Source organism: Nocardiopsis sp. NPDC101807 (assembly GCF_044766605.1).
Taxonomy (GTDB): Bacteria; Actinomycetota; Actinomycetes; order Streptosporangiales; family Streptosporangiaceae; genus Nocardiopsis; species Nocardiopsis tropica.
This window is the reverse complement of the sequence record NZ_JBIWMK010000005.1, coordinates 147,694-174,379: the sequence shown is the minus strand read 5'-3', so window position 1 is coordinate 174,379 and position 26,686 is coordinate 147,694. Positions and strand designations below refer to the sequence as shown.

Below are 26,686 nucleotides of genomic sequence, written 5' to 3'. Positions count from 1 at the left end.
GCGGGCCCCCCCCCCCCCCCCGGGGGGGGCCGCGCCCCCCGGGGGCGGGGGCCCCCCCCCCCCCCCCCGCGCCGGCCCGCCCCCGGCCCCCCCCCCCCCCCCCCGGGCCGGCCGGGGCCGCGGGTCAGAGCCGGACGGCGTCCCGGGACGGGTCGGTGAGCATCCTCGGGTCCCGGTCGCGCAGGAGGGCGACGAGCGGGGCGGCCGTCCCTGCCTCCTGGACGGCGGCGCCCTCCTCCGCCTTCAACCCGACGAGCTGGAAGAAGAGGACGATCCCGTTCGGGGTGTCGATGGCGCGGATCTCGACGTCCGGGACGATGACGAGGGACGTCATGTCGCCGTTGGCCGGCTCCCCTCCGAGGGGGGACGGGGTGACGATCCAGTGGCCCACGTCCAGGTCGCTGCCGGCGAGGAAGCGGTCGGCCAAGGCGTGGAGGACACGCAGGATCCAGGCGGGCACGGCCTCGTCGCCGTCCTCGCGCGGGACCCTGCAGGTGAACTCGAAGCCCGAGCCGGAGACCCGGGCCTCCCCGCTGGTCTTCTCGCCGAGCTCGGTCAGTCCGAAGGTGACCAGGAGCCAGTGGCCGTCCAGGGGGTAGGCGAGCACGCCGTCGAGCCCCTCCCCCGACTTCCCGTCCGCCGCGAACTGGACGGTCAGCGGCTGTACGTCGGGGTACCGCTCCGCCCACTCCTCGTAGATCCGGACGAGTCCGGGCAGCATCTCCAGCATCGCGTCGTCGCTCTCCAGGTCGGTGGTGGCCGCGGCCGTCGCCGACGGCCCCCGCGGACGGTCCGGGCCGCCGGAGCCGGCCGCCGCCGGTGATCGTCCAGGTCCGAGGATACGAGCGCGTGGCGGGCGCCCGGTCCGGCGACGATCCGGGCGCGGCGCCCGCGGGCGGCCGACCCGTACGGGGCCGCCCGGCGGCCCCGAAAAAACACAGAAGACAAGAACCGCACAGCCCGCACAGCCGTCCAAAGCACCTCTCCCCACAAAAGGGGAAGCCGTCGATCACCAATAGAAAACACGAGTGATCTGTTTCACAGTAACAAATCAGGGAAACCGGCACCGTCCAATCACATCCCTTCCCCATATCTCGAAAAATTGGCCCGTTCTTGTCAGAACTTTTCTCGATGAAACGCACCGTGGCCGACCGGACACACACAAGGCGATCCGCCCACACAACCCACACTGGACTTGACCTGGCCTTATGAGGGAAGCCACTGCGACCTCCCGGGTTCTTCGCCGCCAGGACCCACACCGCGACCCGCCCCTCTCCGCAACCCGACCCGCATCGCGGACCGCCCCGCACCCGAGACAGAACAGGGGCTCTCCGAAAAACAGGAATGCAGAATGCAGTGCTACATTCAAGGAGTTGTCAGGGCGGGCGCGGTTCCCATTCCCCTGCAACCCCCTCCCTCACCTTCGCCAAGCGTTTCGGGAAGCCCCGGCAGACCCGCTGAAGCGGCAGACCACAGCTCTCGGACCCCGGCGTGAACGTTCCTCGCACCTGCTCCCCGAAAGAAAACGGACATGATGAGCCGCAACACCCGGTCCTCCTTCCTGGCCCTTCTCACCGCCGGTCTGCTCACCCTCGGCGCTACCGGCTGCTTCAGCCCGGACGCGGTCGCCACGGAGGCGTTCGACGCGGAGGCCCAGGGTGCCGAGAGCAACGGCGCGGAAGGGGTGACCGCGACCATGGGGGGCGAGGTCACGTACCTGGCCCCGAACGAGTACCTCGTCGACGACCAGGCGTTCCACGTCGACGAGACCACGCAGGTCCTCGGCGGGATCTACGTCTGCCCCGCCGAGGACGGCGTCGACGAGACCGGTTACGGAATCGTGGAGTGCTCCTACGAGGAGCTCGACGCCGCCCTCCAGGGGGGAACCGCCGTTCTCGCCGAGGTCGCGATCGTGGACGGGTTCGCCGAGTCGATCACCGAGTACCGGACGGACGGGCACGGGGATCCCGAGGCCCAGGAGAGCTCCGAGAACGGTTCCGCGGGAGGGGACCCCTTGCCCGAAGGGGTGACCACGACCCTGACGGGCGAGGTCACGTACCTGGCCCCGTACGAGTACCTCGTCGACGACCAGGCGTTCTACGTCGACGAGACGACGGAGCACGTCGGCGGGATCTACGTCTGCCCCGGCGAGGAGGGCCTCCACGAGGACGGTCACGGAAACGTGTCGTGCCCCTTCGACGAGCTCGAGACCGCCCTCGCGGAGGGAACCTTCGTCTACGCCGAGGTCGTGATCGTGGACGGGGTCGCCGAGACGGTCACCGAGTACCAGGTCTGATCCCCGGAACCCGGCGGCGCCCCTCCAGGGGCGCCGCCCCTTCCGTGCTCCCGGCCGGTTTCCGGCGCTCCGAGCGGAGGGCGGGGGCTCCGGCGGACGGGGAGGGCCGCCGGCGATCGTCCGGACACGGGCGCTCGGCGTGCGGTCCGGACGCGCCGCCCGGCCCCCGGGCCGTGTCCCTCCGGGGGTGCTTCCGCGGCTCACCGGCCGACGTCCGGGCCGGCGCCGGGGCGCGGGCCTACGCTGGCCGGGTGACCGATCTGCCGAGGAGCTGTGACGTCGTCGTCGTGGGAGCGGGAGCGGCCGGGCTCGTCGCCGCCGCCGACCTCGCGGCGGCGGGACTCGACGTGACCGTCGTGGAGGCCGAGGAGACCGTGGGCGGGCGCGTCCGGAGCACGTTCCGGGACGGCTACGTGCTGGACCGCGGCTTCCAGGTGCTCAACACCGCCTACCCGGCCGTCCGCCGCCGGCTGGACCTCGCCGCGCTGCGCCTGCGGTCCTTCCCCAAGGGGATGGCCGTGCTCACCGACCGGGGCCCGGTCCGGCTGGAGCCCTCCCCCCGGGGAGCCCTGTCCGCCCTGTCCCTGTTCTCGGGGAGGGTGGTCCGCCCCTCCGACCCGCTCCGCCTGCTGCGGGCGGTCGCCGGGGACGCGCTCCTGCCCGCCTCGCGCCTCAAGGAGCGCCCGGAGACGGACACCCTCACGGCCCTGCGGCGGCGCGGCCTCGGCAAGCGGGCCGTGGACACGCTCGTCCGGCCCTTCCTGTCCGGTGTCTTCCTCGATCCCGGCCTCGGCACCTCCAGCCGGGCCAACGACCTGGTCTGGCGCAGCTTCGCCCGGGGAAGGCTGACCGTCCCCGAGACGGGGATCCAGGCCGTCTCCGACCAGTTGGCGGCGCGGGCCGCGGGCGCGCGCATGGTGCTGGGGGTCCCCGTGCGGGAGGTGGGACCCGGCGCGGTCGACACGGAGGCCGGGTCCGTCAGGGCTCGCGCCGTCGTGGTCGCCGTGGGCCCCGGGGCCGTGGCCCGCCTGCTGCCGGAGCTGGACGGACCCGCGCTCAACCCCGCCACCACCTACTACCACTCCCGGCCGGCCTCACCCGGTGACGACCCCCTCCTGCACGTGGACGGGCGCTCGGCGCGCGGTCGGCTCGGGCTCTCCAGCGTCATGGTCGTCACGGCCACCGCGCCGTCCTACGCCCCGCCGGGACGGGCGCTGATCGCGTCGTCGGTCGTGGGCGCGGAGCGCCCCTCCCCCGCGCGGGTGGGCGCCGAGGCGGCCCGTCTCCTCGGCACCGGCGACTCGGACTGGGAGCACCTGGACACGGTGCACGTGCCGGACGCCCTGCCGGCGGCGCCGCCGCCGCTGGGCGACCTGCGCAAGCCCCCGGCGGTGGGCGGGGGCGTCTACGTCGCCGGGGACCACCGGGACACGCCCTCGCTGCAGGGCGCGCTCGTCAGCGGCGGGCGTGCCGCCGCCGCGGTCCTGGCCGACCTGGGCCTGGACTGACCCGTCCGACGGAAGGAAAGGGGGACCGCCATGCCCGGTCCACAGCGGGGACGGCCCCTGGTCGTCCACATCGGCCGCGAGGAGCTGGTCGTCCGCCGCCGGTACGAGGCGCTGAGCATCGCGAACGACACGCTCATCGCGCTGTGGTTCATCGCGGGCAGCATCATGTTCTTCCTCCCGGCCTGGATGACGGTCGGGACGTGGTGCTTCCTGCTCGGCAGCGTCGAACTGCTGATCCGCCCCGCCATCCGGCTCAGCCGGCTGGTCCACGTGCGGAACATCCGCGCGGCCGGCGGCCCCTCGACGGCGCCGGCGGAGTCCTCCACGGACTTTTGACCGCCGCTCCCGGCCGCGGCCCCGGAGCGCGGCACGGGACGGGCCCGCGCCTCAGCGGGACAGCACCTGCCGGGAGAGGGCCCTGAGCATGCCGTCCGCCCAGTTCATCTGCCGCTCCGTCTGCGGGTGGCACCGCCGGGTGAGCGCGAGCAGAGCGGTGTCGGCGAGCGCCTGGGCGCCCTGGCCGAGGAGCTCCCAGTCCAGCGACACCCCCGCAGCCGTGCGGTACAGCCGCCTCAGGTCCGCCAGCAGCAGGAGATCCGGATCCGAACGGGTGTCCAGCGGCTCCCCCGGGTCCCCGCGCGTCCCGCCGAGCGGCTCCGGGCCGTCCTCCGAGAGGTCCTCCGGCTCCAGGCCGTAGCGGGGAGCGGTCGCGGCGAGCTCCCGCACGTGCTCCCGCGACCACGTGGCGAGGTCCCCGGCCACGTGGTGGACCTCGGGTTCGTCCCGGTGGCGTTCGCCCAGGGCGAGGAGCTCGCGGAGCAGGAGGCTCTCCGAACGGTGCAGTTCCCCGAGCGCGACCGCCATTCCCATCACGAACCCCCCTCCACGTGTTCCTCCGCCATCGCCCCCGGTCCGCCCCGGGTCCCCGGCACCCCCTCTCCGACGGGCCGGGACGCGGTCGTCGTCGGCGCGGGCGCCGGCGCCCCTCCGCCGGGCTCCAGGAGCCGCAGCCCCGCCGCCGAGGTCTTGAAGAGGGGCTGCTTGGACACCGGATCCCAGTCGGTGACGGTCATCTCGTTGGCCGCCCGGTCCCTCGGAACGCCCTCTCCCCCGCCGCGGTCCTCCGCGTCCCAGTAGCCGTAGTGGAAGGGGACGAACAGCACGCCCGGGCGGATCCCGGCGATGCGCGCACGCGCCCGGACCGCTCCGCGCGGCGAGACCACCTCCACCAGGTCCCCCTCGCGGATCCCCGCCTCCTCCGCGTCGGCGGGGGCCACCTCCACCCAGACCTCGGGGGCGGCGCGCCGCAGCTGCGGGGCGCGCCCGGTCTTGGTGCGGGTGTGGAACTGGTAGAGCGTGCGGCCGGTGACGAGGGCGAAGGGGTACTCCCCGTCCGGGGCCTCGTGGGGTTCCAGGTACTCGGCCGCCCTGATGACGGCACGCCCGGAGGGGTTCATCGCGGCGTACCCGGTCGCATCCGCCGGAGCGCCGGTGACCAGGTCGCGCCCGTAGCTCTCGCACTGGTCGGGCGCGGCCCAGAAGCGGCCGTCGGCGTAGAGCCGCTCGGTCCCGTCCGGGTTGTCGGCGTTGCAGGGCCACTGGACTCCGCTCCCGCCGCGCAGCTTCTCGTAGGTGATGCCCGTGTAGTCGCACGGCCGCCCGGCGCTGGCCCGCTTCCACGCCTCGAAGGCCGACTCGGGGTCGTGCCACTGCGGGAACGGCTCCCCGTCCTTGTCGCGGAAGTCCATCCTGCGCGCGTAGTCGAGGAAGACGTCCAGGTCGGGCCGGGCCTCGCCGGGCGGGTCGACGGCCTTCTCGGACAGGTGGACGGTGCGGTCGCTGTTGGTGAGCGTGCCCGTCTTCTCGCCCCAGGTCGCCGCGGGGAGCACCACGTCGGCGAGCTCGGCCGTCTCGGTCATGAAGATGTCCTGCACCACCAGGAACAGGTCCTGCCCCGCGAGCAGGGACCGGATCCGCCGCAGCTCGGGGAGCGTCACCGCCGGGTTGGTGGCGCTGACCCACAGGAAGCGCACGGAGCCCTTCTCGGCGTAGCGCATGATCTGCATCGCGTGGGTGGGCGGCGCGTAGTGCGGGATCCTCGCGGGGTCGAGGTTCCACACCGCGGCGAGGTCGGCGACGTGGGCGTCGTTGCTCCAGTTGCGAAAGCCCGTGAGGTCCCCGTCGGCGCCGCACTCCCGCGTGTTCTCCGCCGTGGGCTGCCCGTTCATCTGGAGCACGCCGGCGCCGGGCCTGCCGAGCATCCCGCGGATCAGGTGGACGTTGTTGACCTGCACGGACGCGGCGGTCGCCTGGTGCGACTGGTAGAAGCCCTGGAGCACCGTCGACAGCAGGCGCTCCGCGTCGCCCAGCATCCGCGCCGCCTCCCGCACGTCGCCGGCGGGGACGCCGCAGACGTCGGCGACGTACTCGGGCGGGTACCCGGCCACCCTCTCGACGAGCTCCTCGTAGCCGACCGTGTGGGCGTCGACGTAGCCGTGGTCGACCCGGTCCAGGCGGACGAGCTCGTGGAGGATGCCGTTCATGAGCGCGAGGTTGGTCCCCGGGCGCGGCGCGAGGTGCAGATCGGCCTCCCGCGCCACGGGGGTCGTCCTGGGGTCGACGCACAGGAGGGCGGGCGGACGGGGGCCGGCGAGCCGGTCGAGCACCCGGGACCACAGGACCGTCTGCGTCTCGGCCATGTTGTGGCCGTAGAGGGCGATGACGTCGGCGTGGTCGACGTCGGCGTAGGAGCCGGGCTGGCCGTCGGAGCCGAACGACTCCTTGAGCGACTCCGCCGCCGTCGCCGTGCACAGCCGGGTGTTGCCGTCCACGTGGTTGGTGCCGATCGCGCCGTGGGCGACGGCCGCGAGCGTGTAGTACTCCTCCAGGAACAGCTGACCGCTGGTGTAGAAGGCCAGCGCACCGGCCCCCTGCTCGTCGAGCAGTTCCCGGCTGCGCCGCACGACCGCCCCCATGGCGGTGTCCCAGTCGGTCTCGACCAGTTCGCCGCCCCGCCTGACCAGGGGCCGCGTGAGCCGGTCCGCCGCGTTGCCGGCCTGCCACCCGAAGAGGTCCTTGGGGCCGAGCCGCCCGCGGTTGACCCGGTCGGCCGCCCTGCCGCGCACCCCGACGATGCGGTCGCCCCGGACCGCGATGTCCAGCGCGTCGCCGTTCGAGTGCAGGAGGGTGGCGGAGGGCACCCAGCGCTCCACCTGGTCGGGCGTGACGCCCTCGGCCAGGCGGGCGTCCACCCTGACCGGCCACTCCTGCCCCGGCCCGTACGGGGTCCGCGATCCCCACGGTTCGGCGATCCTGTCCCTCGACGGCATCGCTGCTCCTCCCGGCGGCGCAAACGTGCCTGCCCCACTACCCGGGCCCCCCGGGCGTAAACGGCGGGCCCCGGGGCCGCCGACGGCTCCGCGGCGGGCCGCCCCGGTGCTCCCCGGGCCGAACCGTCGGGCGCGCGGGTCCGGCGCCCCGGGCAAGAGCGCCCCCGCGGCGCCGCGCCGGGGTCCTCCGCTCCCGGGGACCCCGCGTTCCGCCACTTCTGGGTGTCTCGCGGGCCACAAGTCCCTCGCGCTACTGGCATAGGGGTCTACTCGGTAGTAACATTGCCTTGTTACTAGTCGGTAGATCCGCGTGTACAGACACCGCGGCCAGGACACAGCGGAGCTGTCCATGACGCATTACAAGAGCAACCTGCGCGACATCGAGTTCAACCTCTTCGAGGTCTTCAGGCGCCAGGACGTACTGGGCGAGGGCCCCTTCGAGGAGCTCGACGAGGAGACCGCGCGCACCATCCTGGCCGAGGTCGACCGCCTCGCCACCGGCGTCATCGCCGAGTCGTTCGAGGACGCGGACCGCAACCCGCCGGTGTTCGACCCCAAGACGAACACCGTCGCCGTCCCCGAGAGCCTGAAGAAGTCCTACCAGGCCTACATGGACGCCGGCTGGTACAACCTCGACCTCCCCCAGGAGCTGGGCGGCCTCGGCGCCCCCCGCTCCCTGGTCTGGTCCGCCGCGGAGCTCGTGCTCGGCGCCAACCCCTCCGTGCACATGTACTCCGCCGGCCCGGGCTTCGCGAGCATCCTCTTCTCCGAGGGCAACGAGAAGCAGAAGGAGTTCGCGAGGCTCGCCATCGAGCGCGGCTGGGGCGCCACCATGGTGCTGACCGAGCCCGACGCGGGGTCGGACGTCGGCGCCGGCCGCACCAAGGCCGTGGACCAGGGCGACGGCACCTGGCACATCGAGGGCGTCAAGCGCTTCATCACCTCGGCCGAGCACGACATGTCCGAGAACATCTTCCACCTGGTGCTCGCCCGCCCCGAGGGCGCGGGCCCCGGCACCAAGGGCCTGTCCCTGTACCTGGTCCCCAAGTTCCTGGTCAACGAGGACGGCTCCCTCGGCGAGCGCAACGGCGCCTACGTGACCAACGTCGAGCACAAGATGGGCCTCAAGGCCTCCACCACGTGCGAGCTGACCTTCGGCGACAAGCACCCCGCCATCGGCTACCTCGTCGGCGACAAGCACGACGGCATCCGCCAGATGTTCCTCATCATCGAGTACGCGCGGATGATGGTCGGCACGAAGGCCATCGCCACCCTCTCCACCGGCTACCTGAACGCCCTGGAGTACGCCAAGGAGCGCGTACAGGGCAACGACCTCGCCGGGTCGAAGAACTCCCCCAAGGTCACCATCACCCACCACCCGGACGTGCGCCGCAGCCTCATGACGCAGAAGTCCTACGTGGAGGCGATGCGCGCCCTGGTCGTGCTGACCGCCACGCAGCAGGACAAGATCCAGATCGCGCACTCCAGGGGCGAGGACGTCACGGAGCTGGAGGCCATGAACGACCTCCTCCTGCCGATCGTCAAGGGCGTGGGCTCCGAGCGCTCCTACGCGCTGCTCGCGGAGTCCCTCCAGACCCTGGGCGGCTCCGGGTTCCTACAGGAGTACCCGATCGAGCAGTACATCCGCGACGCCAAGATCGACACCCTCTACGAGGGCACGACGGCGATCCAGGCCCAGGACTTCTTCTTCCGCAAGATCGTGAAGAACGGCGGCCAGGCGCTGGGCGCCCTCTCGGGCGAGATCCGGGCCTTCGCCGAGAGCGAGGCCGGCAACGGCCGCCTCAAGGAGGAGCGCAAGCTGCTCCTGGAGGGCCTCGGCAACATCGAGAAGCTCGTCGAGCTCATGGTCGGCCACGCGATGGGCTCCGCCGAGAACCCGCGCGAGCTGTACAAGGTGGGCCTGAACTCCACCCGCCTGCTGATGTCGTTCGGCGACGTCGTCCTCGCCTGGCTGCTGCTGCGCCAGGCCGAGGTGGCCCTGAACGGCCTCGACGGCGCCGACGAGGCGGACAAGGACTTCTACACCGGCAAGATCGCCGCCGCGCGCTTCTTCGCCGAGCAGTTCCTGCCGCGCATCGCCGCCGAGCTGCGCGTGGCCGAGGGCGTCGACCTCGACCTGATGGACGTTCCCGAGTCCGCCTTCTAGGGCGAACCGGACCCGCGACGGGCGGGGCGGCCTTCCGGGGCCGCCCCGCCCGTTCCTCGTGCGCGGACCCCCGGGGCCCCGGACCGGGGCGGGCGGGGCCCGCGGCTCAGGCCGGGGACCAGACGTACGGGGTCGTGGTGGTCACACCCTCGAACCCCAGGCGGCGCAGGACGGGCGCGCTGGCGTCGGTGGCGTCGACCTGGAGGTAGCGGACACCGCGTGCCGCGGCGATGCGGGCGCGGGCGGCCACCAGGGACCGGTAGATCCCCTTCCCCCGCCACGCCGGCAGGGTCGAGCCGCCCCAGAGCCCGGCGAACTCGGTGCCCCTCAGGAACACCAGCCACGCGGCCGACACCACCTCCCCGTCGGCCTCGGCGACGAGGACGGCGATACCGTCCGGGTCCGCGGCGGTCCGTGCGGCCAGGTCCTCCGCCAGCCAGCTCCAGTCGCCGCCCCACACGCGCGACTCCATGTCGGCGACGCGGCGCATGTCGTCCGGTCCGCCGGCCCGGCGCAGGGCGACCCCCTCGGGCGGGGCCTGGGAGGAGACCACGTCGGTGCGGCCGATCAGCACGGTCTCCCGCTCCTCGGGCGCGAACCCGGCGGCGCGGAGGCGGTCGGGGAGGTCCTCAGGCCGGTCGTGCCCGTGGGTCTTCCACTCCACCGCCTCGCCGCGCGCCGCGAAGCGCTCCCGCTGCCGGGCGATCAGCCGGTCCAGTTCGTCCCCGCGCACGCCCAGGTCGGACGGAGCGGTGACGAGCCCCCGGCGCTGCCCGACCAACCGCGTCACCGGTCCGTCCCGTTCCACCGCCACCCCGCCGGGGAGGTCCGCGGGGGCGCCGCGCAACTGCTCGTCATAGGCCGCGAGCAGGCCTTCGATGTTCGTCACAGGCCATGACACCACGGGGCCGGCGGGCGCGGTCAACCCGTTTTCCGACGGGGACCCGGTCCACGGCGCCGCCCGGACGCACGTGTACGGAAGCACCGACCGGGTAGCCGGGACCCCGAGCGCGTGCGCCCGGGCGGGCGCAGGGGACGAGGGGGTGCGCAGCCATGGAGCGACGACGTGACGACGCCCGCGTGGACGGGGTGAGCGAGTTCGACGGCTACGACCGCGTGGCGGTGGTGACCGGCGCGGACAGCGGGATCGGGCGGTCGACGGCGGTCCGCCTGGCGCGCGAGGGCTTCGACCTCGGCATCACGTACCACTCGGACGAAGAGGGCGTCCGCCGGACGGCGTCCGAGATCGGGGAGGCCGGACGCCGGGCGGTGGTGCGCAGGCACGACCTCTCCGACCCGGTGGCCGGGTCCGAGGCCGTCGCCGAGCTGATCGGGGAGCTCGGGGGCGTCGGGGTCCTGGTCAACAACGCCGGGACCGGGTCGGACGAACCCCTGCTGGAGACGGATGACGAGCGCTGGCGCGAGGTCCTGGCCGTCGACCTGGACGGCCCGTTCCTCTGCTCCCGGATCGCGGCGACCCACATGCGCGACGCGGGACGCGGCGGACGCATCGTCAACATCACCAGCGTGCACGAGGAGTTCCCCCGGGTGAACGCCGGGGCCTACTGCGCCGCCAAGGGCGGCCTCAAGCTCCTGACCCGGGTGCTCGCCCTCGAACTGGGGCTGTACGGCATCACCGTGAACGCGGTGGCGCCGGGCGAGATCGCCACGCCCATGACCGGACAGCACGAGGAGCCGCCGGGGCTGGACACGCGGGGCGGCTACCCGATCTCCCGCCCCGGCCACGCCGACGAGGTGGCGGACGCCGTGGCCTTCCTCGCCGGGCGGGGGTCGTCCTACGTCACCGGGGCCTCGCTCTTCGTGGACGGGGGGCTCTCGCTGATGGGGCCCCAGGCGGGAGGGGCTCTCCAGGACGGCACCTGGCGCGCGGGCTGACGGCCCCGGGCCCGGCTCCTCGGCGCCCTCCCCGGCACGTGCCGGGGAGGGCGCCGTGCGTGGCGCCCGGACACGCCCCCGGAGGGCTCCACGGGACCGGACACCGGCGTCGCCCGACCGGACCGGAGGCGGGGACGGTGACCGCCCGCCCCTCTTCGTCCCGGCCCTTCCGGGAGGGAGGGCAGCCGTCGTCGGAGCATCCCCCGGACCGGAACAGGAAAAGACCTTCCGCGGAACGGGCACTCCGCACCGACGGCGCGAATAAGGACGGGGTAAAACCGAAAACAGGCGCGGACGGCATCCTGCCCACTCCTTCCAAACCATTGTAAGAACGGCATAAAAAGCGCTTCCTCCGGCGAGCGAAACACTTCCCACGACGGGAAGCACTGCCCTCCACCCCCCCTGGAGCAGGGAAGCAGTGTGCGCCACGCCACGAAAAACACCACTCCGAACACCGGAGGAAAACACGGAGCGTGACTTTGACGACCTTTACCAGGGAAAGCGCAAAAAATTTCGGTCCGCACTTTTAAACGCCGCTCCGGGGGAAGGAAGAAGGTCCACGAGGTTTTCCTCCAACCCTTCCGATCACCCGCCCGAACTGAATTCCCCACCGAAGCCGCCGGCGTTCTGTCCGGACCCGCCAGACAACCGGGAGCTCTCTTGCCGAACACCGTCACCGCCCCGAAGACGCCCCGAGCCGCCCGCAAGCGGACCCGTCCGCTCTCCCGCCCTCGCACGCGCACCCCCGGTGAGAACGCCTCCGCCGAGGAGCTGCTGGCCGCGGCGAGGCGCCTGGGCGAGGGCGACCCCCGCGCGGACCGGCTCCGAGAGCGCGTCGTGCTGCTCCACCAGCCCCTGGCCAAGAAGATCGCGCGCCGCTACCAGGGCCGCGGCGAACCGCTGGAGGACCTGTACCAGGCTGCCATGGTCGGCTTCACCAAGGCCATGCGCGGCTACGACCCCGCCTACGGCAAGCCGTTCGTCGCCTACCTGGTTCCCACGGTCACCGGAGAGGTCAAGCGCCACTTCCGCGACCACACCTGGGCCATGCGCGTCACCCGGACACAGCAGGAGGAGCGCAGCAAGCTGCGCAGAGTGTCCTCCGAGCTGCAGCAGGAGCACGCGCGCACGCCCACGACCGCGGAACTGGCCGAGAGGATGGACATGACGGAGGAGGAGGTGCACCAGCTCGTCCAGGCGTCCAACGCCTACCAGTGCCTGTCCCTGGAGGCGCCGGACACCTCCGGATCCGAGGAGGAGCCCATGCGCCTGGAGGACCACCTGGGCAGCGAGGACCACGGCCTGGAACTGGTGAACCAGCGCGAGAGCCTCAAGCCGGCCCTCGCACGCCTTCCCGAGCGCGACCGGCGGCTCCTGGGCCTGCGCTTCTTCTGCGACCACACCCAGACCGAGATCGCCGACCGGATGGGCTGCTCGCAGATGCACGTCTCCCGGCTCCTGTCCGGGGTGCTGGACCGGCTCCGCGCAGAGATGGGCGAGACGGCGCGGGCCCGCGCCTGAGCTCCGGGGCGCGGGCGGTGGCCGGGGGCGCGCGGGGGCCGCGCCCGGCCCCGCCCACGGCCCGGGGCGGCTCCCCGGACGGCCTCTCCGCGCGCACGGCGGGCCCGGCTCCGCCACGGCCTTCCGAGCGGTGGTTCCGCGCCGCTTCCGCGCACGCACGGACCAAGGACCGTGACCGTCTCGCCGGAGCCGTCCGCGCACCTCTCCCGCGCGCACGGCGGGCCCGGAGCACGGTCCCCGGCGTCCACGCCCCTCCCCCGCGCACGCGCAGCCGGCAGATCGCGGCGCGACACGCGTCCCCTCGCGCGCGTGCGCACGCGCGCGAGGAGGAGAGGAGGCGGGGGCCTTCGGGCCCGCGCCGCTTCCGGCCCGGCCTCCCCTCAGGCCCGTGGTCCTACGCCCGGGGGCGGGACAGCACGAAGAAGTACAGCAGCGCGGTCGCGGCGACCGTCGTCACGCACATCGGCACGAACGCGATCTGGTAGGACTCCGGCTCGTCCGGAAGCGCCTGGAGGATCGCACCCGCGGCGACCGTGCACAGCACAGCGGTCGTGAAGCCGCTCATGTTGACCAGGCCGGAGGCGACACCGGTGCGGCTGGCGGGGATGCCGTCGCGGGCGAAGTCGAAGGAGATCGTCGGCGCGAGGGTCTGGCCCACCGCGCTCACCGCCATCACCGCCAGCCCGGCCGCGACGGGCGCTCCCCCGGGCCACACGACCAGCAGCACCCAGCCCGCGCTCAGCACCGCCCCCAGGGTCAGGGCCAGCCACCGGCGCGCGCGGGGGCGCCGGCCGACCAGGAGGCCGACGAACGGGGCCACCCACAGACCTCCCGCCGCCAGAACGGTCAGGGTCAGCGCCGCGGTGCCCTCGGCCAGGCCGAGCCCGTTCACGAGGTACGGGTATCCCCACAGCACCATCATCATCGTGAAGGGCGCCATCACCGCCGCGTGGTGCGCCATGCCGATGAGCGGGCCGCGCGCGCGGAGGGCCTCCTTGAGCGCCTCCCACACGGAGATCGGGTCGGCGACGGTGGACCGTCCGGCCGCGTCGGCGGGGCGGTCGCGCACGACCAGCAGCACGAGGAGCGCCATCAGCGCGGTCAGGGCCGTGGTGGAGAGGAAGGCGGCCACCCAGCCGACCTGTCCGAGGGCCCACGCGAGGGGCGCCGCGCTCGCCACCTGGCCGATGCCGCCGACGACGCCGGTGAGGCCGCTGACGAGGGCGTAGCGCGCACGCGGGAACCACAGGGCGGCCAGCCTGATGACGTTGAGGAAGACGAGGGCGTCGCCGAGGCCGATGAGGAACCGTCCGGCGACCGCGGCCTCGATGCCGGGCGCGAGCGCGAACAGGCAGGACCCGGCCACCATCGCCACCATGCCCATGGCGAGCGTGTAGCGGGGGCCGAGCCGGTCGGCGAGGAGGCCCGCCGGGACCTGGAGGAGGACGTACACCAGGAGTTGGAGCATCGGCAGCAGGGACAGCAGCGCGGGGCCGACGTCGAACCGGGCCTGGGCCTCCAGCGCTGCGACGCCGAGACCGTTGCGGTGCAGCATCGCCAGGAAGTACCCGGCGACGGCGACCGCCCACACGATCCACGCGCGGGCGCCGCCCGCGGGTTCGGCGGGCGCGGTGCTCCCGTCCGGGGTAGTCCGGTCACCGGATGTCTGGGTCTGTGTCACTGGACGACTTCTCTCCGTTTTGTACGACCTTCCCAGTGTCCTCCAGAGACCGGGGCACCCCTTACACCGGGGTGACGGGGTGCGCAAAACCGGCCGATGCCCGCGTGCGCCGTGGAACCCGGCATCGGCAAGACCCGCGCTCGGGAGAGTCAAGAACGCGTAACCAGCAGGAAGTCACCATGAGTCACCAAAAGCACGCCATGAGTTGCCAAAACGGGTGAGACTCGCGACAGCCGGAACGGGACTCAGGGGCCTTCGCCCACCCCCCGCCAATCGAACTCATGTACAGAAAAACCCTTCTGACCAGGGAGTTCTTGGTTTTGCCCAGTCGATACGGTTTCGTTAATTGTGACATTGGTCACTCGTAGAAGCCTCGACTGCAAGGGGTGAGTTGCTGCTAGCATCCGGAGCGCAAAGAATAACTACGAGGTAACGACACCGTTCACACCTCACCAACTTTGTGGAGGGAACCCGCCAAGGTCCCAGGACGGGCGGAAACCCTCGAACCGCGGCGACTGTGGCCGCACCGAGCACACGGTCAGCACCGCGGCAACCGAGACCCACTGGAGACGACCTTGAGTCACTGGCGCCTGAACAATCCCCGGGCCTCCCGGGCGAAGTCGGCTCTCGCCAGACGAATCAAGCACAAGCCCCGCCACGCCTTCTGCGCCGAGCGCGCGATCACGGCACTCCTGGGCGAACTCGTCTCGGCCACACAGCGCCAGTTCTACTGGTCGGGCACCACCGAGATGGCCGTCATGTCGGTCCAGCGCGACGTCAACGTCTGGTGTCGCGACGGCCGCTTCTTCTGGAACGACCTGTTCCACGGCGGCACGGTCTCCCATCCCGCGAGCGACCCGGTCGGCGCCGCCGAGCTCCTCAACCCCTTCGCCAGGGGACCCGAGCCCGTCTACAGCCACGGTTTCGGCGCCGCACGCCAGCCGGTCGCCGCCTGACACCGCGCCCCCTCTCCCGCTCCGCCACCGCCCGGCCCTGGTCAGCCGTGCGTTCCTCACCCGCGGCGCTCTGGAAGACTGGGGCGGGGGGACACCTCGTGTCGCCCCGCGCAGTGAACAGAGCACAGTGAGGAGACCGGGAACCATGATCCTGATCGTCGTCAAGTACAGGGTCAGGCCGGAGGCCGTCGACCGCTTCCTCGACGAGGTCGCCGACTTCACCGCCGCCACCCGGGCCGAGCCCGGGAACCTGTGGTTCGAGTGGTCCCGCAGCGTCGAGCGCGACGACGAGTTCGTCCTGGTCGAGGCGTTCCGGGACGGCACGGGCGAGGCCCACGTCAACAGCGACCACTTCCGTGAGGGCCTGGCCCGGATGAAGCCGCTGCTCGCCGAGACCCCGCTCATCGTCAGCCGCTCCGTGGAGGGCGAGGGCTGGGACCGCATGGGCGAGCTCACCGTCGACGCCTAGGCGTGTCGGCCCCCCGCCCCCTCGGGCGGGCCGCCGGGCGGGTTAGTCTGCCGGTCGGTCATCCGACGAGGGGAAGGCGGTCCGTGGGCACCTACGTGGCGAGCGAGGATCGGTACGAGACGACGGAATACCGCAGGAGCGGTGACAGCGGGCTCCACCTGCCCCGCCTGTCACTGGGCCTGTGGCAGAACTTCGGCGCGGACCGCGACCAGGAGAACCAGCGCCGCATCCTGCGCAGGGCGTTCGACCTGGGCGTGTTCCACTTCGACCTCGCGAACAACTACGGACCGCCGCCCGGCGCCGCCGAGGAGAACCTCGGCCGCGCCCTGGCCGAGGACTTCGCCCCCTACCGGGACGAACTGGTCATCACCACGAAGGCCGGGTGGGTCATGGGCCCCGGCCCCCACCAGCGGGGCGGGTCGCGCAAGTACCTGCTCTCGTCGCTGGACCGGTCCCTGGCCAGGATGGGCCTCGACCACGTGGACGTCTTCTACAGCCACCGGCCCGACCCGGACACGCCGCTGGAGGAGACCATGGGGGCCCTCCACCACGCCGTGGTGTCCGGCCGGGCGCTGTACGCCGGCATCTCGTCGTACGGCCCCGCCGCGACCAGGGAGGCCGCCCGGATCATGCGGGAGCTGGGCACCCCGCTGACCGTGCACCAGCCGTCGTACTCGATGCTCAACCGGTGGGTGGAGGGCGGCCTGCTGGAGGCGGCTGCCGACGAGGGCATGGGCGTGGTGGCGTTCTCCCCGCTGGCCCAGGGCGTGCTGACAGCGCGCTACCTCGGCGGCGAGGTGCCACCGGACTCCCGCGCGGGCGTGGGCCGCCCGAGCTGGCGCGACAACATGCTGTCCGAGGAGGTCCTGGAGCGGGCGCGCGCCCTGGACGCCATCGCCTCGGAGCGCGGCCAGACGCTCGCCCAGATGGCGATCTCCTGGGTACTGCGGGACCAGGGCCCGCGCACGGTGACGACCGCGCTCATCGGGGCGTCGAGCGTGGAGCAGCTCGAACAGAACCTCGCCGCGCTGGACTCCCCCGGGTTCAGCGACGAGGAGCTGCGACGCATCGACGAGTGGGCCGTGGACTCCGACGTCAACATCTGGTCCGGGGCCACCGACTCCCGCCCGTAGGACGCGGGCCGGAGCCGGGCGGGGACGCCGCACCGTCCGGCCTCCCGGGGTGGCCCGGGAGGCCGGACGGGGCACGCGGTTCCCCGGGGGGACTCCCACTACGGCCCGTCCCCCGGCGGGGTCCCGGACGGTCCCTTTCCCGGCGTCGGGGAGCGGGCGCGCGCGTTCACCGGGTTTCGCGGCGAAATCGGACGCAACAGATCTTCGGATCCGCACCACCAAAGGGTGACATAAGTACACACACCCCCTGCGAACCGGTCGGAATCGTGCTCTATCAGCGATCTTCTCGGGTTACGGTGACTCCTGAGAAACCCCCGGCAGACGCACCGGACCGTCCTGGCGGACCCCGAGGCGTCCTCCGCCCCTGGCCCCCCAGAGGACCCATGCGCCCCCTCAACCCCGACGAGCCCACCCAGCTCGGGGAGTTCCGCCTCCTCGCCCACCTCGGCTCCTGCGGCATGGGCCGCGTGTACCTGGGCGCGGACACGCACGGGCGCCCCGCCGCCGTCACGGTCGTCCGCGCCGCGTACGCCGTCGACCTGGACTTCCGCGCCCGCTTCGCCCGCGAGGCCGCCCTCGCCCACCGGACGGTCAGCCGCTTCGCCCCGCCCCTCCTCGGCCACGACCTGTCCGCCCCCGTCCCCTGGACCGCGACCGCGTACGTCCCCGGGCCCACCCTGCGCGAGCTGGTGGAACGCACCGGCCCCCTCCCCCAGGCGGCGGCGGCCGTCCTCGCCCGGGGGATCGCCGAGGCCCTGGACACGGCCCACGGCGCGGGCGCCGTGCACCGGGGCCTCACGCCCTCAACCGTCCTGGTGGACGCGCACGGCCCCCGGCTCATCGACTTCGGCGTCTCCAGGGCCGTGGACGAGGCACGGCTCACCCGCCCCGGCGAGGGCGTCGGCTCCCCGGCCTACACGGCGCCCGAGCTCCTCTCCGGCGGCAGGGCCGCCGCAGCCGGAGACCTGTTCTCCCTCGGCGGAGCCCTGCTGTTCGCGACCACGGGGGCCGATCCCTTCGGGGAGGGGCATCCGTCGACCCTGCTGTACCGGGTCCTGCGCGAGCCGCCCTCCCTGGACGGGGTCCCGGGACCCCTGCGCCCGCTCGTGGCCGCGTGCCTGGACAAGCTCCCCGAGAACCGGCCGACCGCGCAGGAGGTCCTCGACCACCTCGGCGGACCGCTCCCCGAGGGGCCTCCCTCCGCCCCGTGGCTGCCGGCGCGGGCCCGCGCCGCGGTCGCCGCGGCCGAGGAGTCCTACCGCTCCGCGATCGGTCCCCGGGAGGACGGCCCCCCGGCCGCCGACCCCTGGGCCGCGCTCGCTCCGGGCGCCCGGCCCGCGCCCCCCGCACGCACCGCTCCCCGGCGGCGGGGCAGGGCCGTGCTGCGCGTCGCGGCCCTCCTGGGCGTGGCGGTCCTCCTCGCGGGCGCGGGCCTGTTCGCCGTCGCGGCCCCGGCGTGGGAGGCGGCCGGGGGGACCGGCGCCGCCCGCGACTGCTCCGCGTCCGGGAGCCTGGCCGCGAACCTCGCCCTCCCCGGACCGCCGCAGGTCATGTTCCCCCCGGGCGTGCCCCTCGAACTCTCGTTCTCCCCCGACGGCACCGTCCTGGCCGTCTCCCAGGTCGACCGCGTGACCCTGTGGGACTGGGAGCGGTCACGGCCCCTGGCCCGGATCGACAACGAGGCGGCCACGGTGCCCCCCACCCCGGCCGCGTTCAGCCCGGACGGCTGCCTGCTCGCCTACGGCACCCTCCACGGGACCGCCGTCACCGACCTGGACACCGGCAGGGCGTGGAACGTCGGACCGGAGCAGGCCGTCCAGTCCGTCGCCTTCAGCCCCGACGGCTCCTCGCTGGCCGTGGGCGTGCGGAGCGACCCCGGGGCGCGGTTCCTGCACCTCTACGAGACGGAGCGCTGGAAGCTGACGGCCGCCCTGCCCGGCTCCGGGAGCCTCGGCGCGATCCAGTACTCGCCCGACGGCACCACCGTGGCGGGCGGCGAGGTGGGCGGGGGCGTCGCGGTGTGGCGCGCGGGGGCCGAGGGCCTCGACCGGTTGGGCCTGGTCGACGAGCGCGCCCGGGTGGGCGCGGACGCCTTCGACATCCTCCCGGACGGCTCGGGCGTCCTCCTCATCCGCTCCGACCGCGTCCTGCTGGTCGAGCCGCACAACGAACGGGTCCTGCGCGAGTTCGTGCCCGACGACGAGGACCACTTCCTGGTCGACGTCGCCTACAGCGAGGCGAGCGGCCGGGTCTTCGCCGCCATGCTGGCCCCGGGCGCCGGCTCTGGCAGCACTATGGCGTGGGACTACGGCGACGCGGCCAGCGCCCGGCTCGGCCCGGACCTGCCCCGGCTCTTCCCGCTCGTCCTGTCCCCGGACGGGTCGCGGCTGGCCGGTCTGCGCGCGGACACCGGTGACCTGGCCGTCTACGACACCGACCTGTCGCTGCTCGGGGTGATCGGCGACTGACCGGGGCGGGCCGCCGCCGGCCACCCGTCCGGGCGGTCCGCCCACGGACCGCCGCATCGGCGGAGGAGCCCTCCGGTGGGGCGCTTCCCGGGGCGGGGGCGGGACCGCGCCGTCCGGGACCCGCCGGAAGGACCCGATTCCTCACGGTGCCGCCAGGGCGCTATAGCGTGAAACCCCGTGCCCGTACCCCGAGAGGACCAGAGGCCATGCCGGAAAACGTCAGCAGCCGCATCCGCGAGGCGGCCTCCGGCCGCCGCACCAGCCCCGCGCTGTCCGTCCTGTCCGACCTGGTCCGGAGCACCGGGGCAGCGGCCCGGTCCGCGACCGTCTTCGGAGACCCTGTGGCGTCGGGGGGTTCCACGGTCGTCCCGGTCGCGAGGATCACGTCCCTCACCAGCGTGGGCGGCGGTTCCAGCCGCCTGTTCGCCGCAGGAGGGGACGGCGCGGGTGGCGGCGGGTTCGTGCGCGCCCGGCCGGCGGGGTTCATCGTCCTCGACGAAGCGGGGGCGCGCTTCCACGGCATCCGCCAGCCGGTGACCATGCTCGTCCTCCCGCTCGCCGTGGTCGCCGGCCTCACCGCCGCGCGCATCGTCGGGGTCTCGCTGCGCGAGGCGCGCCGGCGCCGCAGCCTCCGCGCGCGCTGCGAACACGCCGCCGCGCCCCCGGCCGGGGGCCCCGTCCCCGAGGGCTCCGTCTCCGAGGGCTCCGTGGCCGGGGAGGAGCGGAACGCCTGACCGGTTCCGGCCATCTCCCCGCCCCCACGGCCGGCCCCGCGACCGCCGGAGCCGGAGGGACCGTGCCCGGGCGGGCCCCTGCGCCCCCGGGGGCGCGGGGCACGAGACCTCGTGCGGGCGCACCCGGGGCGGCGGCGGTCCGCCGCCCGTGTCCCCCGACCGGCCCCCTCGTCAGGAGCCGTTCACCGCGGCGAGCAGTTCCTCCGCCGCCAGGAGCGCGCCGTCGAGCATCGCGTCCGCGTCGCCCGATCCCGTGCGCGAGTAGTGCACGTCCACGAAGACCTGCCCCTCGACCGCCGTGACCTGCGCACTCCCCGCGTCGTTCTCGGAACCGGCCACGGCGAGGTCGCCGACGCCGAGGTCCGGGTCGGCCTCCTCCGCCGTGAGGTCCGGCGCGGCGCTGTCGGTGTAGGGGCCCTCGTGGATCTCCATGTCGTACCGGAGGGTGAAGCCGCTCAGCGAGAGCAGCATGCAGTTCATCCTCAGGCGCCGGTCGCTCTCGAGCGTCCCGGGGTCGGGCCGCCCGGTCGTGCCCGGTGAGTCGTCGCGCATGTCCTCCGCGCCGAGGAGCTCCTCCAGGACCTCCTCCGGGAGCACCGTGCACAGGTCGTCGGGGGCCATCTCCATCGGGTCGCGCAGCGCGATCTCCGCCTCGGCGGGCTCTTCCCGCACGTCAGCGGGCTCGTCCTGGACTCCGGCGGCGTCCGGGGCCTGCGGCTCCTCCTCTTCGGGGCCTCCGCAGGCGCCCAGCAGGAGCGTGAGGACGAGACCTGCTGCGGCGGCCGGGACGCGCTTCTTCGGTTCGGGCACGGAAGATCCTCTCGGGGCTGTCGGGTCGGCGGACACCCTAGCGTCCGGCGCGCACGTACCGTCACGCACCGTCCCCGAGCCCCGGTCCCGGCCGTCGGCCCGACCCGGGGAGGGGGCCGCGCCCCCGCCCCGGCGGGCGGCGGTCGGCGTCGCCGCAACCGCCTAGCCGGTCATCCGGGCGACGAAGGCGAACAGCCCCATCGCCCACGCGAACACCGCGGACATGCCGATGATGACCAGGATCTCGGTCCAGTTCAGGAGGCGGCGCAGCGAGGCCCGGGGCACGTCGGTCAGCCGCACCCAGCTCAGCACCCCGAGCACGATCCCGGCCAGGAGCACGATCAGCGGCAGCCACGGGCCCATGAACGGGTACTCGCCCACGACCGCGACGCCCGTGGCCCCCACGCCCAGCACCCCGGCCAGCCGCAGCGGCAGCACGTGGCGGATCCGGTCGAACAGCCGTGAGCGCAGCACCAGCAGGACCGAGAGCAGTCCGCCCAGCAGCAGGTCGGGCAGCCCCTGGGCCAGGGCGGCGAGGAGCACGGTGACGGCGCCGCCGCTCACCGCCGCGCCCAGCACGATCCCCAGCAGCAGGCGGTCGGTGTTGCCGTACGTGTCCTCGAACCGCTCCGTGGGCACCTGGCCCGAGCGCCCCACCTCGTAGTCGAGGCCGGACAGGCCGCCCATCACCATGGCGACGCGCGGCAGGGCCCCCACGCACAGCGCCAGGGCGATGCCCATGGACCGCACGCCCTGGACCGGCTCGGTGAAGATCCCCACCACGACGAGGACGGACGCGGCCACCGCGACGACCCCGAGCCCGGCGATGTAGGCCAGACCCGTCTCGTGCATGGCCCAGCCGATCACCGCGACCAGGAGCGCCCCGGAGAGCGCGAAGGCCGCCGTCACCAGGGGGTTCGTGCTCGTCACCAGGGTGGCGGCGAGTACCGCGGTGACGGCGCCCCACACACAGGCCGCCGCGAACAGCACGTGCGCGACGGCGGGCAGGGGCCTGCGCGCGGCGAGCAGCATGACGGCGACCGTGAACAGGGTCCCCACGGCGGCCACGCCCAGGTGTCCCGCCGAGGGGAGGAGCCGCATCATCAGCCCCAGGAGGACCAGGGGGCCGATACTGGCCACGAGAAGGCCGAAGGACAGCGTCGTCGACGGGTTCCAGATGCGCGCGGTGTCGTCGACCCTGTCCTCGACGGCGCCGCGGACGTCGTCCACGTGGGAGGGTCGGCTCGGTGCGGTGCGGCGGTCCAGCAGCAGGACGTCGCCGTCGTAGACCCCGGCGCTCTCCAGGGGTTCGTCAGGGTGCACGGGCGACCCGTCCACCGTGGTCAGGGACCAGGCGGCGGGCTCCGTCCGCTCCTCGTCGGGCGCGCAGACCTCGATGATGCGCGGCATCAGGGTCGCCACGGGGACGGTGCCGGGAAGCGCCAGATCGGCCCAGCGCTCCGGTCCGGTGACGGTGACCCGGCAGTATCCACTCACACCAATGGTTCCTTCTGTCGTCGTCGTGGGCGGCATTCGCCGCGAAGGGGGAGGACGGACGCGAATTAGGTGATTCGCGGGGTTCGCGAGATCATTCCTAGCGTAGTCACCCAGACACCAACCCCCGTAGGTGGACGGAAAGAGATCGCTGTGGCGACGAGACCTGTGCCCCGCCCTGCCCGCAGTGTCCCTCCTGCTCCCGGGAACACTCCCCTCGTCATCGCTGCCCCGCCGCAGCTGCCCGAGAACGCGCCGGCCTCCAGCTCGGGGGCGATGATCATCATGCCGATCATCACCGGTTCGGGTTCGCTCCTGATGTCCATCACCATGGGCCACCGCCCCCTGATGGCCGTCGCCGGCGTCATGATCATGATGGCCAGCGTGGTCGTCGGCATCATCATGTTCGTGGCCCAGCACAACGGCCCCCGCAAGCGGATACGGGAGCAGCGCGAGCGCTACGTCGACTACCTCGACCAGCTCCGCGAGATCGTGCGGGACGTCGCCTCCACCCAGCGCGCCGACAACGCGTTCCGCCACCCCGACCCTTCGCTCCTCACCGAGCCCGCCCGCTCGCGGACGAGGAGGTGGGAGCGGCGCCCCGCCGACCCCGACTTCCTCGACGTGCGCGCTGGCACGGGCACGCGCCCCCTCTCCCGGCGCCTCAGGCTCAAGGTCGACACCTCCTCCCCGCTCATCGAGTACGACCCCGTCTGCCAGGGCGCCGCCGACCAGCTCATCGAGCTGTACGCGGACGTCCCCGAGATGCCGCTCGTCGTCCCGCTGCGGGAGCACGGGGTGGTGTCGGTCGTCGGGGACCGCGAGGCGGGGCGCGGGCTGGTCCGCAGCATGATCGCCCAGATGGCCGCCTTCCACTCCCCGCACGACCTGCGCATCGGCGTGGTCCGGGACACCAAGCTCCGCGACCGGTGGGAATGGCTCAAGTGGCTGCCCCACAACACGTTCGACGACGCCCAGGACGGGCCGATGCCCGCCCGGTTCGTGGCCGCCAACACCGTGCAGGCCGGCGAACTGCTCGCCGACGAGATCGAGCGGCGCACCGTCGACCTCCAGCGGCGGCGCGGCAAGCCGCCGGGGCCCGGAACGCAGCGGCTCGTCGTGGTCCTCGACGGCGAGCACCAGTCGACCCTGTCCGGCCTGAACGCCGAACCCCCCGTCACCTCCCTCGCCGACCTGGGCATCCACGTCATCGCGCTGGTGGCGGACCGGCGCGAGGAGCCGGAGTCGGTGGACCTGCGCCTGAACGTCGACGCCGACGGCGCCCTCGCCGAGGACACCGAGCACCCGGGCGCCGACGACGACCCCGAGCGCACGCCGCTCCGGGGGACCGCCGACCGGTCGGACGTCGCCCACCTGACCAGCCTGGCCCGCATCCTGTCCCCGTACGGGATCACCGCCTCCGACGGCGACGACGCCATGCACGCCACCGTGGGCCTCCCGGAGATCCTGGGAGTGTCCGACGTCGCCCAGCTGGACACACGCCGCACCTGGCGCAAGCGCAGCACCGGCGACTACCTGCGCGTCCCCATCGGCGTGGGCCCCAACGGCAACGCCGTGCTGCTGGACCTGAAGGAGTCGGCGTTCGGCGGCATGGGGCCGCACGGCCTGGTGGTCGGCGCCACCGGTTCCGGCAAGTCGGAGATGCTGCGGACCATGGTGGCGTCGCTGGTCATCAACCACTCCCCCGAGTCCCTGGCGCTGCTCCTGGTCGACTTCAAGGGCGGCGCGACCTTCGCCGACACCGACCGGCTGCCGCACAGCACGGGGCTGATCACCAACCTGGCCGACGACGACTCCCTGGTGATGCGGTTCCGGGAGGCCACCTTCGGCGAGCTGACACGGCGCCAGCAGATCCTCAAGGACGCGGGCAACCTGCCCAACCTGCACGCCTACGAGGCGGCCCGGGAGGAGGACCCGGGCATGGAGCCGCTGCCGCACCTGCTGATCATCATCGACGAGTTCTCCGAGCTGCTCACCGCGCACCCGGACTTCGCCGAGCTGTTCGTGGCCATCGGCCGGATCGGCCGGTCCATCGGCGTGCACCTCCTCCTGGCCACGCAGCGGCTGGAGTCGGGCAAGCTCAAGGGCCTGGAGTCGCACCTGTCCTACCGGGTGGGCCTGCGCACGTTCTCGGAGGCGGAGAGCCGCGAGGCCATCGGCGTCGGCGACGCCTACCACCTGCCGCCCGAGCCCGGCTCGGGCTACCTCAAGGTGGACACCTCCGTCTTCGAGCGGTTCAAGGCCGCCATGGTCTCCCAGCCCTACGAGCCCCCGGCCGAGGAGGAGAAGGAGGAGCACGAACCCGTCCTCCCCCTGCTGTCCTACAACGGCCTCGGCAAGGTGACCGGCGAGGGCTCGCTGGTGGAGTCGCTCATGGCGTCGGTCCGCGCCAAGGGCGAGGAGCCCGGGCCCAGGAAGGACAAGCGCACCACCCTGCAGGTGACGGTGGACCGGCTGGTGGCCTCGGGGGCGGAGAAGGTGCGGCCGATCTGGCTGGAGCCGCTGCCCGAACTGCTCACCCTGGACACCGTCCTCACCGACCTGGGCGAGGGCGACGACCTGGAGGGCCCCGGGACCGAGCCCCCCGCCGCGGAGATGCGGGCGGTCCTCGGCCTGACCGACATCCCCCGCGAGCAGCGGGTCGTCCCCGCCGAGATGGACTTCACCGGGGCCGAGGGCAACGTCATCGTCCTGGGCGGGCCCCAGTCCGGCAAGTCCACGATGCTCCGCACGCTCATCGCGAGCCTGGCGTGGCGGTACCCGCCGGGCCGGGTGGGCGTGTACGCCATCGACTTCGGCGGCGGCGCGCTCCAGGCCATGGAGGACCTGCCCCACGTGGCGGGCGTGGCGGGCCGGGCCGACCCCGAGAAGGTGCAGCGGGTCCTGGTGGACGTGCGCGCCCAGCTCGACCGCCGCCAGCGGGTGTTCCGCAAGTACAAGCTGGACTCCCCCGCGGCGCTGCGCCAGGCGCGCGCGGACGGGAGGGTGGCCGGGAACGTGGTCGGCGACCTGTTCCTGATGATCGACGGCTGGTCGTCGGTGCGCGACACCTTCGACGAGGCCGACGAGGTCCTGATGGACATCGCGACCCGGGGGCCCTCCCTCGGCGTGCACACGGTGCTGACCGGCGCGGCGACCTCGCAGGTCCGGTCCCGGCTCCAGGCCCTGTTCGGCGGCCGGTTCGAGCTGCGGCTGAGCGACCCGATGGACTCGGGGATCGGCCGCAAGGTCGCCGACGAGATCCCCAAGGACACCCCCGGCCGCGGCATGACCTCGGCGGAGCACCACACGCACGTGGCGCTGCCCCGGGTGGACGGGGTCGCCTCGGACGAGGACGTCACCGACGGCATCCGGGACCTGGTCAAGCGGGTCGGCGAGCGGTGGCCGCAGAAGGCCGTCCAGGGTGTCAAGACCCTGCCCGCCAAGGTCGAGCTGGACGAACTGCTCAAGGGGCGCCGCGCCCCCCGGGGCCGCCGCGACGCCGAACTCGTGCTGGGCATGGCCGAGAGCACGCTCGCCCCCGTGGCCACGAACCTGGACCGGGACCCCCACCTGGTCGTGTACGGGGACCCGCAGACCGGCAAGACCGCCCTGCTGCGCGGGCTGGTCAGGCAGATCGTGCGCCGGCCGGCCGACCAGGTCGGCGTGGTCATGGTGGACTTCCGCCGCAGCCACCTGGAGCTGGTCCCGGAGGAGCACCTGCTGGCGTACTGCACGAGCGCGGAGCAGACCAAGGCGGTCGCGGCGAACCTGGCCGGGTCGCTCAAGGAGCGGATGCCGGGACCGGACGTCACCCCCAAGCAGCTGCGCGAGCGCAGCTGGTGGAAGGGCCTGGACCTGTTCATCGTGGTGGACGACATGGACATGCTGGGGGCGCGGTCGAACCCGCTCGCACCGCTGGCCCCGTTCATCCCGCAGGGCGCCGACCTGGGCCTGCACGTCATCGCGGCCAGGCGTACGGGCGGTTCGGCGCGGGCGATGTTCGAGCCGGTGCTCCAGGCGCTGACCGACATGGCCACGCCCGGCATGCTGTTCTCCGGCGACCGGATGGAGGGGCGCCTGGCCAACGGCACGGCGTCCAAGCAGCTCCCGGTCGGCCGCGCCCAGCTGGCGCGTCGGGGACAGCGCCCCGATCTGGTGCAGGTCGGCTGGAGCGAGTCCCCGGCGTAGGCCCCAGGAGCCCGTGCCCCGGGCCGCGCCGTG

At 73.4% G+C, this 26,686-nt stretch carries 19 protein-coding genes; 12 read left to right on the top strand and 7 right to left on the bottom strand.

Going from position 1 to position 26,686, the window contains the following annotated elements; genetic code table 11:
* Nucleotides 1–124: 124 nt before the first annotated feature.
* Nucleotides 125–730 carry a suppressor of fused domain protein gene (locus ACIRPH_RS16995; RefSeq protein ID WP_402915202.1) on the bottom strand — a complete coding sequence of 202 codons (606 nt, stop codon included), beginning with the start codon at nt 728–730 and terminating at the stop codon, nt 125–127.
* An 801-nt stretch (nt 731–1,531) separates the two neighbouring features.
* Here ACIRPH_RS16995 and ACIRPH_RS16990 point away from each other — a divergent pair.
* The 3 genes from ACIRPH_RS16990 to ACIRPH_RS16980 all read left to right on the top strand — a co-directional run bounded on the left by ACIRPH_RS16990 (nt 1,532) and on the right by ACIRPH_RS16980 (nt 4,140).
* Nucleotides 1,532–2,296 (top strand): hypothetical protein, encoded by a 765-nt coding sequence (locus tag ACIRPH_RS16990; RefSeq protein WP_402915199.1) that lies wholly within the window; start codon nt 1,532–1,534, stop codon nt 2,294–2,296.
* A gap of 251 nt (nt 2,297–2,547) precedes the next feature.
* Nucleotides 2,548–3,804, top strand: coding sequence for an FAD-dependent oxidoreductase (locus ACIRPH_RS16985; RefSeq protein WP_402915196.1), 1,257 nt, complete (start codon nt 2,548–2,550; stop codon nt 3,802–3,804).
* Nucleotides 3,805–3,834: 30 nt separating this feature from the next.
* Complete coding sequence (locus ACIRPH_RS16980) at nt 3,835–4,140, top strand: YrhK family protein (RefSeq protein ID WP_402915194.1); 306 nt, start codon at nt 3,835–3,837, stop codon at nt 4,138–4,140.
* A 51-nt stretch (nt 4,141–4,191) separates the two neighbouring features.
* Here the strand turns inward: ACIRPH_RS16980 and ACIRPH_RS16975 are convergent, their stop codons facing one another.
* Nucleotides 4,192–4,674: a hypothetical protein gene (locus ACIRPH_RS16975; protein WP_402916000.1), complete on the bottom strand. Its 483-nt coding sequence runs from the start codon at nt 4,672–4,674 to the stop codon at nt 4,192–4,194.
* On the bottom strand, nt 4,674–7,133 hold the full coding sequence (locus tag ACIRPH_RS16970) for a molybdopterin oxidoreductase family protein (RefSeq protein ID WP_402915192.1): 2,460 nt from the start codon (nt 7,131–7,133) through the stop codon (nt 4,674–4,676). The genes ACIRPH_RS16975 and ACIRPH_RS16970 overlap by 1 nt, the downstream gene beginning before the upstream one ends.
* 349 nt (nt 7,134–7,482) lie before the next feature.
* Here ACIRPH_RS16970 and ACIRPH_RS16965 point away from each other — a divergent pair, with 349 nt between their 5' ends.
* A complete protein-coding gene (locus ACIRPH_RS16965; protein WP_402915189.1) occupies nt 7,483–9,300 on the top strand; it encodes an acyl-CoA dehydrogenase in 1,818 nt (605 codons plus the stop codon).
* A 106-nt stretch (nt 9,301–9,406) separates the two neighbouring features.
* Here the strand turns inward: ACIRPH_RS16965 and ACIRPH_RS16960 are convergent, their stop codons facing one another.
* On the bottom strand, nt 9,407–10,189 hold the full coding sequence (locus tag ACIRPH_RS16960) for a GNAT family N-acetyltransferase (protein ID WP_402915186.1): 783 nt from the start codon (nt 10,187–10,189) through the stop codon (nt 9,407–9,409).
* A gap of 164 nt (nt 10,190–10,353) precedes the next feature.
* Between ACIRPH_RS16960 and ACIRPH_RS16955 the strand changes: the two genes are divergently transcribed.
* Nucleotides 10,354–11,196: an SDR family oxidoreductase gene (locus ACIRPH_RS16955; RefSeq protein ID WP_402915183.1), complete on the top strand. Its 843-nt coding sequence runs from the start codon at nt 10,354–10,356 to the stop codon at nt 11,194–11,196.
* 660 nt (nt 11,197–11,856) lie between these two features.
* The gene (locus ACIRPH_RS16950; RefSeq protein WP_402915181.1) at nt 11,857–12,717 is read left to right on the top strand and encodes a SigB/SigF/SigG family RNA polymerase sigma factor; all 861 of its coding nucleotides are present in this window, start codon (nt 11,857–11,859) and stop codon (nt 12,715–12,717) included.
* A gap of 394 nt (nt 12,718–13,111) precedes the next feature.
* Here the strand turns inward: ACIRPH_RS16950 and ACIRPH_RS16945 are convergent, their stop codons facing one another.
* Complete coding sequence (locus ACIRPH_RS16945; protein WP_402915178.1) at nt 13,112–14,398, bottom strand: MFS transporter; 1,287 nt, start codon at nt 14,396–14,398, stop codon at nt 13,112–13,114.
* 575 nt (nt 14,399–14,973) lie between these two features.
* On the opposite strand from ACIRPH_RS16945, the gene ACIRPH_RS16940 reads away from it, so the two are divergent.
* From ACIRPH_RS16940 to ACIRPH_RS16920, 5 genes are all read left to right on the top strand, one after another.
* Nucleotides 14,974–15,354 carry a hypothetical protein gene (locus tag ACIRPH_RS16940; protein WP_330160857.1) on the top strand — a complete coding sequence of 127 codons (381 nt, stop codon included), beginning with the start codon at nt 14,974–14,976 and terminating at the stop codon, nt 15,352–15,354.
* 145 nt (nt 15,355–15,499) lie between these two features.
* Nucleotides 15,500–15,823 carry a putative quinol monooxygenase gene (locus tag ACIRPH_RS16935; RefSeq protein ID WP_267947623.1) on the top strand — a complete coding sequence of 108 codons (324 nt, stop codon included), beginning with the start codon at nt 15,500–15,502 and terminating at the stop codon, nt 15,821–15,823.
* A gap of 83 nt (nt 15,824–15,906) precedes the next feature.
* Entirely contained in the window at nt 15,907–16,956 is a 1,050-nt protein-coding gene (locus ACIRPH_RS16930; protein ID WP_402915175.1) for an aldo/keto reductase, read from the top strand.
* 383 nt (nt 16,957–17,339) lie between these two features.
* A complete protein-coding gene (locus ACIRPH_RS16925) occupies nt 17,340–19,424 on the top strand; it encodes a WD40 repeat domain-containing serine/threonine protein kinase (RefSeq protein ID WP_402915172.1) in 2,085 nt (694 codons plus the stop codon).
* Nucleotides 19,425–19,630: 206 nt separating this feature from the next.
* Nucleotides 19,631–20,158 carry a hypothetical protein gene (locus tag ACIRPH_RS16920; RefSeq protein WP_402915170.1) on the top strand — a complete coding sequence of 176 codons (528 nt, stop codon included), beginning with the start codon at nt 19,631–19,633 and terminating at the stop codon, nt 20,156–20,158.
* Between the two features lie 171 nt (nt 20,159–20,329).
* On the opposite strand, the gene ACIRPH_RS16915 is transcribed toward ACIRPH_RS16920, so the two are convergent.
* Together ACIRPH_RS16915 and eccD are read right to left on the bottom strand one after the other, a co-directional pair.
* The gene (locus ACIRPH_RS16915; RefSeq protein WP_402915167.1) at nt 20,330–20,968 is read right to left on the bottom strand and encodes a hypothetical protein; all 639 of its coding nucleotides are present in this window, start codon (nt 20,966–20,968) and stop codon (nt 20,330–20,332) included.
* Nucleotides 20,969–21,130: 162 nt separating this feature from the next.
* Nucleotides 21,131–22,465, bottom strand: a complete 1,335-nt coding sequence (eccD, locus tag ACIRPH_RS16910) for a type VII secretion integral membrane protein EccD (RefSeq protein ID WP_402915164.1) — start codon at nt 22,463–22,465, stop codon at nt 21,131–21,133.
* Nucleotides 22,466–22,684: 219 nt separating this feature from the next.
* On the opposite strand from eccD, the gene eccCa reads away from it, so the two are divergent.
* Nucleotides 22,685–26,653, top strand: coding sequence for a type VII secretion protein EccCa (eccCa, locus tag ACIRPH_RS16905; RefSeq protein WP_402915998.1), 3,969 nt, complete (start codon nt 22,685–22,687; stop codon nt 26,651–26,653).
* Nucleotides 26,654–26,686: the final 33 nt, after the last annotated feature.